Raw genomic sequence first — 13,769 nt, forward strand, 5'->3', positions numbered from 1 at the left:
CTCGCCGCGACTTCGGTCGTGCTATGTCTACCTCGAGGGTATAGCTGAGACGACAGTCAATCCCTTGGTTCGCGTGCGAGCCTTTCGGGCATGGTGACCGTCCCGTATCGCTTGCTGCGTACCGTGATGGTCGCGGCCGGCGTGCTGTACTGCAGCCTGTTGCTCGAGGCGGTCGCCGGCTATCCACTCGACGTACACCAGTCGTTCCTGAGCGAACTCGGCGCGCGGGATCAGGCCACCAGCCCGTACGCGCGCGCGATGGACCTCGGAGCCGGCGTGCTGGTGCTGGTCGCTGCGGTCCTCGGGCGACCCGCTGCACGAATGCATCGCGATGTCGCGGGGCTGCTGATCAGCTCGGCGGTCTTCGGCGCGGGCACGTTGTTCGATTCGCTCTCGCCGATGGACTGCGCGCCTTCGGCAGACGCCGCCTGCCGAGCCGCCGCCGAGTTTTCAGCGCTGGTCCTGCACGAGATCACGTCGACGCTGGCCGGGCTCGGAAGCATTGCCATGGGCATCTTTGCCTTCCTCATCCTGCGACGGTCGGGCGGTGGCCGGGGGCGGCTCGTCGCCGTGCTGGCGGCCGCCGTCGTGGTGACGCAGGCGTGGCTCGGGATCGAGACCGGGGTCGAGGTGCTCACCGGCAACGATCTGCATCCGCCGGGCATTCTGCAGCGGGTGTCGATCCTGCTGGTGTGCGTATTCCTGGGGACAGTACTGCCCGGCGTGAGGCACGCTTGCTCTCGATGACCGTCACCTGGATCGTGCTGCCCGGCCTGGCTGAGACCCCGGAGGAGTTCGCGCGGGTTGTCGAGTTGTTGCCGGGCACCGATCTGCGAGTGATCGATCCCTGGCGTACGCCGATCACCTCCGACGTCGACCTGTTGCGTACGGCGGCCGGCGTACCGGTGGACGCGGAGATCGGGCTGGTCGGTCACTCGATCGGCGGGCTGGCTGCGTTGCGGTGGGCGCTGACCCGGCCGACCGAGGTCGTCAGTCTGGTGCTCGTGGACACCAGTCTTACCTCGGAGACCGGGGTGCGGTGGCTGTATCCGGGAACGCGGGGTGATCGGGCGGTGCGTGGGTTCCTGCGGTTGCTCGGGCGGATCGGCGTACCGCAACTGCTCGGACCTGGGCTGCGGCGGCTGTTCGTGCGGATCGGCAGCGCGACGAAGCGGGATCTGTTGTCCAAGGCAACTGAACGCACGCGGTACGGCGGTGCGTCGTCGTGGCTGCTGTTCTGGGACGAACTGGCCGGGAGCTGGGAGCTGGCGACCGAGGTCGGAAGCCTGGTCGCGCGGCCGGTTGATGCGATCGCGCCGACCGTGCTGCTGGCCGCGACCGGTGGTAGCTCGCGCTTCACCGCCAGGCGGTGGGTGGCGGGTCAGCGGCGGTTGGCGGACGCGTTGGGCGGCTCGGTCGAGGTGCTGGCGGACTCCGCCCACCTCGTCCACCTGGACCGCCCGGACGCGATCGCCGCGGCCGTGCGACAACCTAAGCGGTTGTAGTGAGAGTTGGGGTCGGGAGCTTTCGCTGCCAGACCTCGTCCAGAGCCATCCGCATCGCGCCGGTGACGACAGCGTCCTCGGCCAGGGCGGACAGCTCCAGCTTCGGGTGGTTCAGGGTCAGCAGCCGCAACTGATCGGAGATGGCGTCGAGCAGTACGGCGCCCGCGCGGGCGACGCCGCCACCGATGACGACGGCCGTCGGGTCGAGCACGAGGATCGACGGGGCCAGCGCGCGGGCGAAGTCGCGGGCGACCTGCTGCACAACAGCCTGAGCCACTGGGTCGCGCTCGGCCGCGGCCGCGAACACGTCGGCCGTGTCGAGCTGCTCTCCGCCAAGCTCAGCCAGCCGGGACTTCGGGTTGTCCAACGCGGCCTGCCGTCCGAGAGCTGCGATCGCCTCCGAGCCGACCGCACGCTCCAACGGACCCCGGCTGTCCTCCGGGTTGATCACGTCGTCCGGCGCGGTGGCGATGAAGCCGATCTCGCCGGCCGCTCCGGTGCCGCGGTGCAGTCGTCCGTCGATGACGATGCCGGCACCGAGTCGCTCGCCCCACTGCACTGCCAGCAGCGTGCCGGTGCCGCCACGAGCAGCGGCGATGGCGAGGGCGGCCAGGTTGGCGTCGTTGTCGAGCATCACCGGGCAGTCGAGCAGACCGCGGACGTGCTTGATCAGGTCGATCGCGGACCAGCCCGGAACACTCGGGACCAGCTGCACCCGGCCGGTGTGCTCGTCCACGATGCCAGGGCTGGCGGCTACCGCGGCGGCCACGTCCTCGGCCGGTACTTCGGCCTCCGCGAGAGCCTCGGTGATCACCTCGCTGATGACCCCGAGCAGCTGTTGGGCAGTCCATCCGGGGCCGGAGCGCCGTACCAAGGAGAGCTTGCGGCCGGCCAGGTCGGAGACGCCGACGGTCACCCGGTGCGGGCCGACGTCGAGGCCGAGCACCGGCGCCGCGCGGCCGCGCAGCGACACGCGGATCGCCGGCCGGCCGAGCGAGCGGTCCGCCGAGTCGGGGCCGTGCTGCTGCAACCAGCCGGCGTCCAGCAACTCGTCGACTGCCTGTGCGACGGTCGGTCTGGCCAGGCCGGTCCGTTCGACCAGCTCCGCGACCCGCAGCGGTGCCGGTGCGGAGCGCCGTACCGCGTCCAGGACTGCCGCGACGTTGATCCGCCGCAGCATCGTTGTACCGCCGCCGCCGACCGTTCCCTTGCCCATGTCCGACCCCTTGCCTGCCACTCGCCCATCCTATATAGAAAGCGAGCGTTCATAAATTACCGTGATTCCCGTGTCCGCAAACGGCTGGCGGTCGCCGACTGCGTGAGTCGACAACTATCACCCACTGGGGGTCCGATCCTCCAGCACACGCATCAGTGCCGGAATCGGACCCGCGACACACGGAGTGTCCCCGGTCCGGCTGTTCAGTCCTGCACAACGGTCCGGGCGAAACTGCTCAGTGCCTCCCGATCCGGTTGCTGGGTTTTGGTCATCAGGCTCGCCACGTGTTTCTCCACCGTCCGTGGCGAGATGTGCAGCCGGGAGGCGATCGATTTGTTCCCGATCCGGTCGACCAGCAACCGGCAGACCTCGTACTCGCGGATGGTGACCCCGAGCTGACGCAGGTGTGCGGGCACCTGCTCGGTCCCGCTCCGCCGCTGCGAGACGGTTGCCCCGAGCTGACGCAGTAGACTACGGCAGGCACTGGCCACCGCCGGGACCTCCGCGTTGTGGAAGTAGTCCTCGGCCTGCCGCAGCCACGCGACCGGCTCGCCCCAGCCGTCCGCATGGGCCGGCTCGGCCACCAGCCGAAGTCCGAGATAGCGCGCCATCGGATAGAGCGACGCGGTCTCCAGGGCCTCCAGCACCTTGGCGTTGGCCGCGTCCACCCGACCGTCCCGGCCGAGCAGTACGGCGTGCGCGAGTTGGACGAACTGCTTGTTCCACCGCATCCCACTGGCAGCCGCGGCGGTGATCGCCTCGAAGTGCGCCCAGCCGTTGCGGCCGGACAGCACGCCGAGCAGCAGACCCAGACCGTACTTCCCCGACGTGTGCAGGGTGGTCGGGTTCTGGGCGTCGTACGCGAGGGCCTGTGCCATCTCGGAGTCGGCGAGCTCGCGGTTCTCCTCCAGCAGCGCGCAGAACGTCCGCGCCAGTCCGTAGGAGTACGGCAGCTCGTACGACGCCCGTTCGCCACCCCAGTTCGCGACCTCGGCCAGCGTCGCCTCCATCGCCGTACGACGGCCCTGGTGCGCCTCGAGGATCGCCTTGGTGGACAGGAAGTACGTCGCCGAGCGGCCGAGCCGCAGCCGCCGGGTCACCTCCAGGCACTCGTCGATGATGACCGCGGCCTTGGCGTACTCCGACCGCAGGATCGCCTGCTGGCCGAGGATGCCGTCGACCTCGTAGGCGAGCGGGATCGCGCCGATCCGCAGAGCCTGCTGCCGGGCTCGTTCGAGCTCGGCGATGCTGCCGTTGGCCAGGCAGATCGTGCCGGCCTGGAAGATGTGCGAGCAGACCCGCTGGAAGGTCATGTTGTGCTCTTCGGCCACCAGCCGGGCCCGGTGGAAGAAGTCGATCGACCGATCCAGGTCATGCTCACGGGACAGGATGCCGAGCAGTTGCAGCGCATCGCACGCCACCGCGGGCAGCTTCGCGCGTTCGGCTGCTTCGGCTGCGCGGGTGGCGAGCTCGGTGGCGGCCTTCAGCCGGCCGGGACTGGGCCGGGCGAGCTCGAGGTGTGCGGCGATCGCGTCGACGGGTGCGAGGTCGGCGTCGCCCGCGTCGATGCCGAGCAGCGATCGCGCGGTTGCGACCTGGGTGAGCGCGGCGGACCAGCGGCCTGCCATGTGTTCGAGATTGGCCAACTGGACATGCAGCGCGGCGACCCGGCTGCTGTCGAGGTTGCGGTCGGCCATCTCCTCGATGGTCGCCGCGTGCTCGGTGCTGCTCTCGAACTGACCGGTCTCACTGAGTGCGATCAGCAACGACCCCAGCACCTCGGCGCGGTAGATGATGTCGGGATCGCTAACCAGTAAGGCGTTGGCGCGCTCCAGTAGCTTGACGGCCGAGGCCATGGACCCTTCGTCGAACGATCGTCGCCCCGCCATCGCGAAGAGCCGCCCGGCACGCCCGTTGTCCCCACCGGTCTCGGCCAGTTCCGCGACCATCGGACACCACTCACCCGGCAGACCAGGGTGCAGTTCCTCGATCGCATCGGCACACCGCCGCGCCAGTGTGGATCGCTCTGTCGGCGTCAGCCCGGCCAGCAATGCATCCGCGGTCAATGGATGCCGGAATGCGTACCAGTCCGGAACGGGCTCGTCCGGCCCGACGAGTTGCGCCGCAAGACCGGCACGCAGCGTGGCCAGCAGCAACCGCTCGTCGGTCCCAGTGGCCTTGCGTACGACGCTCAGCGGGAAGCGATGGCCGATGACCGCGGCAAGCACCAGCAGGTCACGCGACTGCGGTCCGAGCTGGTCCGTCCGGCTACTGATGCTGCGCACAACGGCCGCCGGGACGGTGGTCTGCAGGCCGTCGACGACCTGGACACTGCCATCCTCCTTCGACAGCAGCTGTCCGGTCCGACTGGCCTCCTGGAGCAGTTCCTCAACGATAAAAGGGACTCCTGCACTGTCCCGCCACAGACTGTCGACCAGTGCATCGGGCACGCCGTCCACTGGGACCTCGAGGCACCCGGCCGCGAGCTCACCCACCTCTGCGCGGTCCAAGGGCTGCAGCTCGATCAGACCGGCCGCTCCGCGCTGCGCGGACAGCTGGGCGAGCTCGAAGGCCGCGCAGGTCTCCGAACGAAGGGTGGCGACCAGAGCGATCGGCTGGTCCTCCAAGTTGTCGAGCAGATACTCGATCACAGCGAGAGTCTCCGGATCAGATCCGTGCAGGTCCTCCAGCACCAGCAGGCAGCCTCGGTCCTTGCCGACCAAGGCCAGCAACCGCAGGACAGCCTCACCGAGAACGACAGTGGAGGTCGCGGTGTTGTGCGCTGTCCCGTCGTCCCAGTCCGGCACCAGACGGCCGAGCACCTGGCGGTACGGCCCGAGTCCATCGGCCGCAGGCATCTCGCCACGGCGGATCAACGACAGCAACGCCTCCGTGAACGGGCGAAACGCAACCATCGTGCCGATGGCTCCGACGCGTCCGCGCAACGTTGCCATCGCATCGTCCAGCGCCCGCGTGGTGGCGACTCCGGCCAGCCGGCTCTTACCGATACCGGGCTCACCGACGAGGAAGACCGCACCTCCGTGACCGCTACGGGCTGCATCCAGCAGGCGGTGGAGCTGATCGATCTCCCTGTCTCTGCCGACCACTCCGGGCGCACGGGTCTGCATGCTTGCCAACTCTAACGACGTATCGCTGCCACCGCAGCGGATCGGCGGGGCCGGCCGGGCACCCTCGGGTGACCGGGCGACTCCGCCGATCAAGCTCTTGCTGGCAGGCTCAGGCTTCGATCGTGGGCCAGGTGCTGAACACGCCGGCGTTGGCGACCGCCGCGAGGGCGAACGCGCTCATCCCGACGGTGCCCACCAGCGCCATCGCGCGGGCGCCGACGTGGACGCGCTTCGGCAGTGTGATCGGGCCGAGTGGGTCGGTGGAGTCCGGGCGCTCGAGCTGGGCGTCGCGGAGGTCGTCATCGTGGTGCTGGGCGGTCATGCTGTTTCCCCTGTCGCTGTGGGGCGTCCGCGCTGTGATGGGCGCTTCGACCCGGTGGATGGTTCGAGCAGCAGGACGGACGGAACGCGTTCGGAGAACGCCAGCCGGAGCAAGCCGTAGCCGATGCCCGCCAGGCCGGTCAGCAAGCCTGGTGACGGAACGGCACGAGGTGTCCCGCACTGTGGTCCGTACTGCTGTACTGCTGCGAGCACCAGCCCGGCCCGGCGTCGCCGGACCGCCTCAACAGCTGGGTGTTCGCGTTCGGCGAGCCACACCAGTGGCTCCACCGCGCCGAGCTCGCCGTGACACAGACTGAGGTCTGCGAGCACCGGACGTTCAGCTGCGGTCCTCAGATAGGCGTCGAGGTCCGCGGGTACTCCGGCTGCCAGCCGGGCCAACGCGGTCCCGGCGTCACCGGAGCACCACCCATGGTCGCCGGACCGGGTCCGTCGGTCCAGGTCGGCCGCCGTACGCGCGGCATCCATGTACCTGTCGCCAGGTACGCCGTACTGCCCGAGAGTCCAGGCGATGCCCTGGTAGCCGCGGGTGAAACCGTGGTCCGGAGCGGTCAGGCCGCCGTGCAGCCCTTGCTCCACAGCGGCGAGCAGTTCGTCGGCGTACCGCTTGGCCAGGTCGGCCGCGGCCGGGATGCCTTCAATCGCTTGCATCGCGGCGAGTCCACCGGCCGCGCCTTCGGCGTACGTCGGGAACTCGGTGGGCTCGGGCTTGAGTCGTTCGGTCAGTTCCAGGGCTGCGTGCAACCAACTGGTGAGCTCGGAGTCGTCCAGCAACGTGCTGAGCCGGTGCAGGCCGTAGCTGATTCCGCCGAGGCCGTGCAGGCCCGGTCCGACCAGCTGAGCCGTCTCCAAGTCCGCGGACAGACTCTCCAGCACCATGGGGATCGGGCGGATCGCGTCACGCGCCAGGTCGCAGTACTTGTTGGCTCCGGTGAGCACACCGACCTGTGCGAGGAACAGCGCCGTACCTGTGTAGCCGTTGGAAAGCCCTGCGCCCATTGGCCGGATGGCCCAGTGGTGGTCGTCGAGCAGTTCGAGGCCGAGCCAGTTGGCCGCACCGCCGCGTTCGCTGATCACCTGCGCCACGATCTCGTCGGCGATGTCGGTGGCGGCCGCGAGCAGGCAGCCTGGATCCGCTTCGGTGGCACCGACCCCGTGCCGGCCGGTCGTGCTGGCGTGCACGATCGGCTCCGGCCGCGTGGCGAGCGATGCGGAGATCAGCCACTTCTGCCGGTGCTCGTCGATGTCGTTGAGCCCGGCGATCTTCGCCTCGACCGCGGCAAGCCCTTCGGTGGCGAGGATGTTGGGGATGCGTGTGCCGTCGGAGGCCCAGAGGTCGCGGCTGTCCGGCCGTGCTGTGAAGAGCGGTACGTCGCCCGCCCACATGTCGGCCAGTTCGTAGGGCACCACGTCGTGCAGCGACTCGTCGGCGTCCCACAGCAGGTCCAGCAACTGACTGCGACCGGCGGCGTTCCGCAGTGCGTCCGGATGCGTCGCCTCGTCCAGCAGACCCGTGTAGAGACTGGTGTTCCGCGGCACGAACCGGATCCGGTCCTGCGCGCAACGCCGTACCAGACCGTCCGGGCCGATCAGCTCGTCGCGATGCCAGGCGATCGCCTCGTACGCAGCCCGGAACCCTGCGAGGACAGCGATCTCGTGGTCCCGTGGCTCCATCACGGCGCCGTCGAGGTGGGGCCGGTTGGCGGCGCCGGGCGTCTTGCCCGGACGCCTGATGAGGTGCATGGAGTCCAGCCCAGCGTCCGCCCAGTCGACCACGCTGGAAGGCGCAGTCGCGTCCGCGTCGCCGCCGAGACCGGACATGTCCGCGACACCGTGCTCGCCGGCCACCAGAAGCGGCAGCAGCGCGGTGCGGTAGACCGAGCTGAGCAGAGTCCGGTACGCCGGGTCCTGGCTGAGCGTGCCGGCCGGTGTGTAGCTCGGATGAAACAGTGTCTCCACGTCCACGAGCACCGGTTGGTCGCCGACGGCGATCAGGTTCTCGTAGTGCACGTCGGTGCCGTCCAGCACGTACAGCAGTGCCAGCAGAGCGCCTTGCCGCTGGTAGAAACGGCGTACCTCGGCGAGGTCGTGACAGGGCTCGGGTACGACGTACTCCAGCCAGCCGTAGCCGGGCCGGCGGAGCAGATCGACCGTGCGGATGCCCAGGCCGGTCTTGCCGTTCAGCCAGGCGACGAACTCGTTGAAGTGCCGGTGCAGGTCGAGCGGCCGGGGCTTGTAGACCACTCGCCGCCCGTCGGCGAAGGTGAGGATTGCGGTGGACCGACCGCCTCGGTGGGGATCGCCGCCGGGGTCGATGGCGGTCAGCGCGCCGGGATCACGGCCGTCCAGCAGTCCGGTGACGAGCGACTCACGGTCCTCGGCGAGCCGTGCCAGCAGTTCGAGGTGTCCCTCGACGCCTTGCCGGCACGACTCGCCCAGGACCCGGGCCAGCACCGGGTATGCGGCCAGGAAGTCCGCCAGCTCGCTCCCTCCAACGAGCCGGTGGGTGAAGTCCAGAAAGCGTTCGGCCGGGGTATCACCGGCCAGCTCACCGCGGTCCCGTGCCCGGGCGAGCTCCAGCACCAGCGTGCGTGAGGCCAGCTTGACCAGTCGCAGCCCGAGCCGCTGCAGGAACTGCTCGGCCAGTACGCCGGTGTGCCCGGCTGCCGCGAGATCGCGGCGGGCCGCGGAGAGAAGCGGCTCGAGGCAGCGCATAAGCGCCTGCCGCCAGTCCGTGTCAGGCCCACCCGACGCCAAGCCTGCCTCACCTGACGTGTGGCTGGCTGCGGTGCCGGTCCCTGCGGGGCCTCGACCGGCGGCAGGCGCGGTCTGGGTGGAGGTGCTGCGCTCCACGTACTCGGCCCAGGCCGGTGCGGTCTGGGCCAGCTCGTGCGGGCGCATCCCCGCGGACCACCAGGCTGTGCGCTGGTCGGTCCGGGTGGGCCCGGCGGTCGCTGAGTTGAGCACGCGGACAGGCTGCCATTGCCCACCCGCTCGGGGCATGGGTATCCGGCCCCCATATTTCGTGGGAGCTGGTGGTCCGCGCAGGGGGCAGCACCTGCCGCGGGGTGACGACGACTGGGGGTTGACCACCCCGCGGCAGCAGCGCCCGGCCGGTCGGCCTCTGGTGGAAGGACGGCCGGCTCAGGGTAGGGAGCGCTACGGCTCCCAGCTAGGTGTCTGCACTCGTCTTCGGCCTCCTCTGTCCGCGAAATCTGGAAGGAACGCCCGGAACGATGCCCCCACGTCCCGGGGTGCGGCAAGACCTCCACCTACCCAATTTCGGGATCGCCGGACGGCACGCACAGATGGGTGCCGCGCGGTCCGAACATGGGGGTCGCGCACCCATGTGCGATCGGGCCGGCCCTGCCACGGTGAACACGTGCTTGCCCCTGTCACTCCCGGACTGCCCGTCTCGGCCCATTCGGTGCTGGACGTCGTACCGCAGCTGCCCGGTCAGTCGGCTGCGGCCGCGCTCCGGGAGACCGCGGAGGTGGCACAGGCTGCCGATGACCTCGGGTATCGCCGGTTCTGGGTGGGGGAGCAGCACGGCGTCCGAGGCGTCGGCAGCGCGGCACCGGCGGTACTCGCGGCAGTCCTGGCCGCACGGACGGACCGGATCCGGCTCGGCGCCGGCGGTGTCCTGCTGACGAACCATCAGCCGCTGGTCGTCGCCGAACAGTTCGCCGCGCTGGCAGCGGCGTACCCGAGTCGCATCGACCTCGGTGTCGGTCAGCAGTACGGCCTGGTCCCCAGTACGGCGGCAGCACTCGGCGGCAGTGCCCGTGATGCCTTCCCGCAGCGGCTGGACGAGCTCTGCGGGTTCCTGCGCGACGGACTGCCCGGCCGCGCACCTGTAGGCGACGTACGGCTGTCGTTGGCCGGTCTGCCGCCGCCTGTGTTCGTGCTGGCCGACCACCCGGGCGCTGCCGCGACGGCCGCCGTACGTGGGCTGCCGGTGTTCCTGGCGCATCACTCCACTGCCTCACCGACTCCTGCTGCCGTGGCGGCGTACCGGGATCACTTCGAGGCGAGTGGACCTACGGTGAAGCCGTACATGGCTGTCACCGTTGGGGTTGTGGCCGCGGACTCGGAGGAGTCGGCCATCATCCGGTTCGCCGACTACGTCCGGGTGAAGACCCGGCTGGCGACGGCCTCGCCACGGGCCACTCCGGCCGAGCTGATGGCCCTGCTGGATCCACCGCTGACCGGACGGGAGCGCGGCCGCGCCGAGCGGCTGCTGGACGAGCCCGGTCACATCGTCGGCTCGCGGGCGACCGTGGTGTCCGCGCTCGGGACGCTCGCGGCCGAGACCGGGGCCGACGAGATCATGCTGGTCCCGCTGGCCTTCGACGGCCTGGTCCGGTCGGCCATCCTCCGCACCATCGCCGCCGGCCTGACCAAGTCCGTCCGGACCGTCCCCAGGCACGCACCACCCCTCATCGCCACGGCCTAGTCTGGAACCTGCCGACTAGTGAAAGGCAGGCCCATGTCACGGGAGCGGGAAGTCGTCGAGGCGTGTCCGACCGAGTTGTTCATCGGAGGCAAGTGGCAGGCGGCCGAGGGTGGCAAGACCCTCGCCGTCGAGGACCCGGCCACCGGTACGACGATCTGCGACGTCGCCGACGCGAGTCCGGCGGACGGCCTGGCCGCCCTGGACGCCGCGGTGGCCGCTCAGGCCGAGTGGGCCGCCACCCCGCCCCGCGATCGCGGCGAGATCCTGCGGCGTACCTATGAGCTGATGACCGAGCGTGCCGACGAGCTCGCGCTGCTGATGACGCTCGAGATGGGCAAGCCGGTCGCCGAGTCGAAGGGCGAGATCGCGTACGCCGCCGAGTTCTTCCGCTGGTTCGCCGAGGAGGCGGTCCGGATCGAGGGCGGCTACCAGATCGCGCCCAACGGCAAGGGCCGGTTCCTGGTGATGCGTCAGCCGGTCGGCCCGTGTCTGCTGATCACGCCGTGGAACTTCCCGGCCGCGATGGGTGCACGCAAGATCGGCCCGGCGGTCGCGGCCGGCTGCACGATGGTGATCAAGCCCGCCGGCCAGACGCCGCTGTCGATGCTCAAGCTGGCCGAACTGATGACCGAGGCCGGGCTGCCGGCCGGCGTACTGAATGTGATCACCACCCACGACGCCGGTGGCGTGATGGAGCCGCTGATCCGCGACGGCCGCGCCCGCAAGCTGTCGTTCACCGGCTCCACCCAGATCGGCCGGAAGCTGATCGAGCAGGCGGCCGGCCAGGTGCTGCGGACCAGCATGGAGCTCGGCGGCAACGCACCGCTGCTGGTGTTCGCCGACGCCGACCTGGACAAGGCGGTCGACGGCGCGATGCTGGCCAAGATGCGCAACGGCGGTGAGGCTTGTACGGCGGCCAACCGGATCTACGTGCAGGCGCCGGTGATGGACGAGTTCGCCACCCGGCTGACCCAGCGGATGGACGCGCTGAAGGTCGGCCGCGGCACCGAGGACGGTGTCGACGTCGGGCCGCTGATCGACGCGACCCAGCGGGACAAGGTGAAGGACCTCGTCGACGACGCGGTCGCGCAGGGCGCCCGGGCGCTCATTGGTGGTTCGGTTGCTGAAGGCAACGGGTACTTCTACCAGCCGACCGTGCTGGCCGACGTACCGTACAGCGCCCGGCTGCAGAAGGAGGAGATCTTCGGCCCGGTCGCCCCACTGACCCCGTTCGAGACCGAGGACGAAGCGGTCAGGATGGCGAACGACACGGAGTACGGCCTGGTCTCCTACCTGTTCACCAACGACCTGACCCGTGCGCTCCGCGTCTCCGAGAAGCTGGAGACCGGCATGATCGGCCTCAACCAGGGCATCGTCTCCAACCCCGCGGCACCGTTCGGCGGGGTGAAGCAGTCCGGCCTGGGCCGTGAGGGCGGCACCGTCGGCATCGACGAGTACCTGGAGATCAAGTACGTCGCGGTCAACCTGGACTGACTATTCGGTCAGCCAGCGCTGGACGGTCTCGTCGTCCGGTCGCGGGCTGGTGCCGATCGCGTGCGGGACGAACCGGGCGAAGTAGTCCGTGATCGGCCCGTCCGACTCGCGCACCATCATCCCGGCCGCGGTCCCGTCGACGATCCAGCTCCCGATCACCGCCCGGTTGCCCTCGTACGACGGGAGTGGGTGCCACTCCTGGTAGACCATCGTCGAGGTGTCGTACGGACCGTCGTGGACGTGGTCCTCGGTGTCGGCGATGGTGTGGATGACGATGTTGCTGCCCTCGCGCCCGTGCAGCGGTTTCGCCACCCACTCGAGCAGGTCGCCCGGATCACCGAAGTACGCCGGCAGCAGGTTCGGGTGGTCCGGGTACAGCTCCCACAGCACGGGCAGGATCGCCTTGGTGGACAGCATCGTCTTCCAGATCGGCTCGATCCAGCGGACCGGCTCGGCCTCCAGCCCGGCCAGGATGTACCGGCCGAACTGGTCGTCGAGCATGTCCTCCCACGGGTAGAGCTTGAACGCGGTCCGGATCGGCCGCCCACCCCAGTCGACGAACGCGCGCCGGGCCTCGTCCCAGCCGACGTCCTCGATCTCATGCCCGTACGTCGCCAGTCCGGCCATGGCGGCGGTGTCGCGCAGGTACGCGACCGTCATCGCCTCCTCGCCGCTGGTCTCCGCGCCGGAGTTGAAGAAGTGCGCCTCCCTGCCGGGGAAACGCCCGGCCGCCAGCTCCTCGCCCCACCACTTCACCAGCCGGTCGTGCACCGAGTTCCACTGGTCCGCGTCGGGGAAGACGGCCTCCAGCCAGTTCCACTGGATCACCGCCGACTCCAGCAGCCCGGTCGGGGTGTCCCCGTTGATCTCCAGCATCTTCGGCTCGACCCCGCTCCAGGCCAGGTCGAAGCGCGCGTACGCCGACAGGTCGTCGCGCTTCAGCGACTCCCGCACCAGCGGCAGCGTGCCGGAGGCGAGACCGAGCTGGGCATCGGAGAACCGGTCACCCGACGCCATCACCGACGCCGCGTGCTTGCACATCTCGTACAGCTCCTCGGTGACGCGCTCGAGGTGCAGCACCTCGTCCATCGTCACCTCGTACCAGGCGCTCTCGTTCCAGTACGGGCGCTGGCTGCCGTCGGGCATATCGGTCATCGGGAAGACCAGCCCCTGCTCGGTCACCGTGTCCTGCCAGTCGGGCCGGGGCTTGATCAGGTGCCGCCACATCAGCCGCCAGAGCTCCCCTTGCCGGACTTGCCGAACCCGCCGCGGGTGATGGTGCCGATGTCGCCGCCCTTCTTGTCGACGCCGCCTCGCTTGATCGTCGGCGATCCCGTCCGCGGGATCGTGTACGTGCCCTGGCCGGCGTTGTAGCGGCCGCCGATCGGCGGCACCAGGCCGCCGCCGCGGGTGGCCATGTAGAACCAGAAGAATCCGGCGCCGGAGCCGTGGTACTCGCGGTCGTCCTTGCAGTTCTCGTCGTCGGACCGGGTCTGGGTCTGCGGGTCGACGCAGATCGCGGCGTAGTCCGGCTGGCTGTTGCTGGAGCATCCGGACAGCGACGCGGCCACCAGCGCGGTGAGCCCGAGCGTGACGCCCGCGCTGCGCATCCGCCTCCTGGTCTGGCGTTG

General features: G+C 69.8%; 10 protein-coding genes. 4 read left to right on the forward strand and 6 right to left on the reverse strand.

The annotated features are described in order from the left end of the window. Positions 1-90 precede the first annotated feature (90 nt). On the forward strand, positions 91-747 hold the full coding sequence (locus E0H75_RS07740; RefSeq protein WP_131512486.1) for a DUF998 domain-containing protein: 657 nt from the start codon (positions 91-93) through the stop codon (positions 745-747). Beyond that, complete coding sequence (locus tag E0H75_RS07745) at positions 744-1,505, forward strand: alpha/beta fold hydrolase (protein ID WP_131512487.1); 762 nt, start codon at positions 744-746, stop codon at positions 1,503-1,505. The genes E0H75_RS07740 and E0H75_RS07745 overlap by 4 nt, the downstream gene beginning before the upstream one ends. Here E0H75_RS07745 and E0H75_RS07750 read toward each other — a convergent pair. The 4 genes from E0H75_RS07750 to E0H75_RS07765 form a co-directional block, all read right to left on the reverse strand. After that, on the reverse strand, positions 1,492-2,742 hold the full coding sequence (locus E0H75_RS07750) for an ROK family transcriptional regulator (protein WP_131512488.1): 1,251 nt from the start codon (positions 2,740-2,742) through the stop codon (positions 1,492-1,494). The genes E0H75_RS07745 and E0H75_RS07750 overlap by 14 nt on opposite strands. Positions 2,743-2,924: 182 nt before the next feature. Continuing rightward, positions 2,925-5,849 carry an ATP-binding protein gene (locus E0H75_RS07755; protein WP_131512489.1) on the reverse strand — a complete coding sequence of 975 codons (2,925 nt, stop codon included), beginning with the start codon at positions 5,847-5,849 and terminating at the stop codon, positions 2,925-2,927. A 109-nt stretch (positions 5,850-5,958) separates the two neighbouring features. Further along, on the reverse strand, positions 5,959-6,171 hold the full coding sequence (locus E0H75_RS07760; protein WP_131512490.1) for a hypothetical protein: 213 nt from the start codon (positions 6,169-6,171) through the stop codon (positions 5,959-5,961). Continuing rightward, entirely contained in the window at positions 6,168-9,155 is a 2,988-nt protein-coding gene (locus tag E0H75_RS07765) for a type 2 lanthipeptide synthetase LanM family protein (protein WP_131512491.1), read from the reverse strand. Before E0H75_RS07765 ends, E0H75_RS07760 begins: the two co-directional genes overlap by 4 nt. 415 nt (positions 9,156-9,570) lie before the next feature. Here E0H75_RS07765 and E0H75_RS07770 point away from each other — a divergent pair, with 415 nt between their 5' ends. Continuing rightward, complete coding sequence (locus E0H75_RS07770) at positions 9,571-10,644, forward strand: MsnO8 family LLM class oxidoreductase (RefSeq protein WP_131512492.1); 1,074 nt, start codon at positions 9,571-9,573, stop codon at positions 10,642-10,644. 33 nt (positions 10,645-10,677) lie between these two features. Next, positions 10,678-12,138 (forward strand): NAD-dependent succinate-semialdehyde dehydrogenase, encoded by a 1,461-nt coding sequence (locus E0H75_RS07775; RefSeq protein ID WP_131512493.1) that lies wholly within the window; start codon positions 10,678-10,680, stop codon positions 12,136-12,138. Here E0H75_RS07775 and E0H75_RS07780 read toward each other — a convergent pair whose 3' ends face one another. Together E0H75_RS07780 and E0H75_RS07785 are read right to left on the reverse strand one after the other, a co-directional pair. Then, the gene (locus E0H75_RS07780; protein WP_131512494.1) at positions 12,139-13,365 is read right to left on the reverse strand and encodes a glutathionylspermidine synthase family protein; all 1,227 of its coding nucleotides are present in this window, start codon (positions 13,363-13,365) and stop codon (positions 12,139-12,141) included. Continuing rightward, entirely contained in the window at positions 13,365-13,748 is a 384-nt protein-coding gene (locus tag E0H75_RS07785; RefSeq protein WP_131512495.1) for a hypothetical protein, read from the reverse strand. The genes E0H75_RS07780 and E0H75_RS07785 overlap by 1 nt, the downstream gene beginning before the upstream one ends. Positions 13,749-13,769: the final 21 nt, after the last annotated feature.

The organism is Kribbella capetownensis, assembly GCF_004331485.1.
GTDB classification, from domain to species: Bacteria; Actinomycetota; Actinomycetes; order Propionibacteriales; family Kribbellaceae; genus Kribbella; species Kribbella capetownensis.

What these genes read in the sequence shown, in the direction of transcription:
- E0H75_RS07740 (WP_131512486.1), top strand. Translation starts at nt 91, where the DNA reads ATGGTGACCGTCCCGTATCGCTTGCTGCGTACCGTGATGGTCGCGGCC.
- E0H75_RS07745 (WP_131512487.1), top strand. Translation starts at nt 744, where the DNA reads ATGACCGTCACCTGGATCGTGCTGCCCGGCCTGGCTGAGACCCCGGAG.
- E0H75_RS07755 (WP_131512489.1), bottom strand. Translation starts at nt 5,849, where the DNA reads ATGCAGACCCGTGCGCCCGGAGTGGTCGGCAGAGACAGGGAGATCGAT.
- E0H75_RS07760 (WP_131512490.1), bottom strand. Translation starts at nt 6,171, where the DNA reads ATGACCGCCCAGCACCACGATGACGACCTCCGCGACGCCCAGCTCGAG.
- E0H75_RS07775 (WP_131512493.1), top strand. Translation starts at nt 10,678, where the DNA reads ATGTCACGGGAGCGGGAAGTCGTCGAGGCGTGTCCGACCGAGTTGTTC.
- E0H75_RS07780 (WP_131512494.1), bottom strand. Translation starts at nt 13,365, where the DNA reads ATGTGGCGGCACCTGATCAAGCCCCGGCCCGACTGGCAGGACACGGTG.
- E0H75_RS07785 (WP_131512495.1), bottom strand. Translation starts at nt 13,748, where the DNA reads ATGCGCAGCGCGGGCGTCACGCTCGGGCTCACCGCGCTGGTGGCCGCG.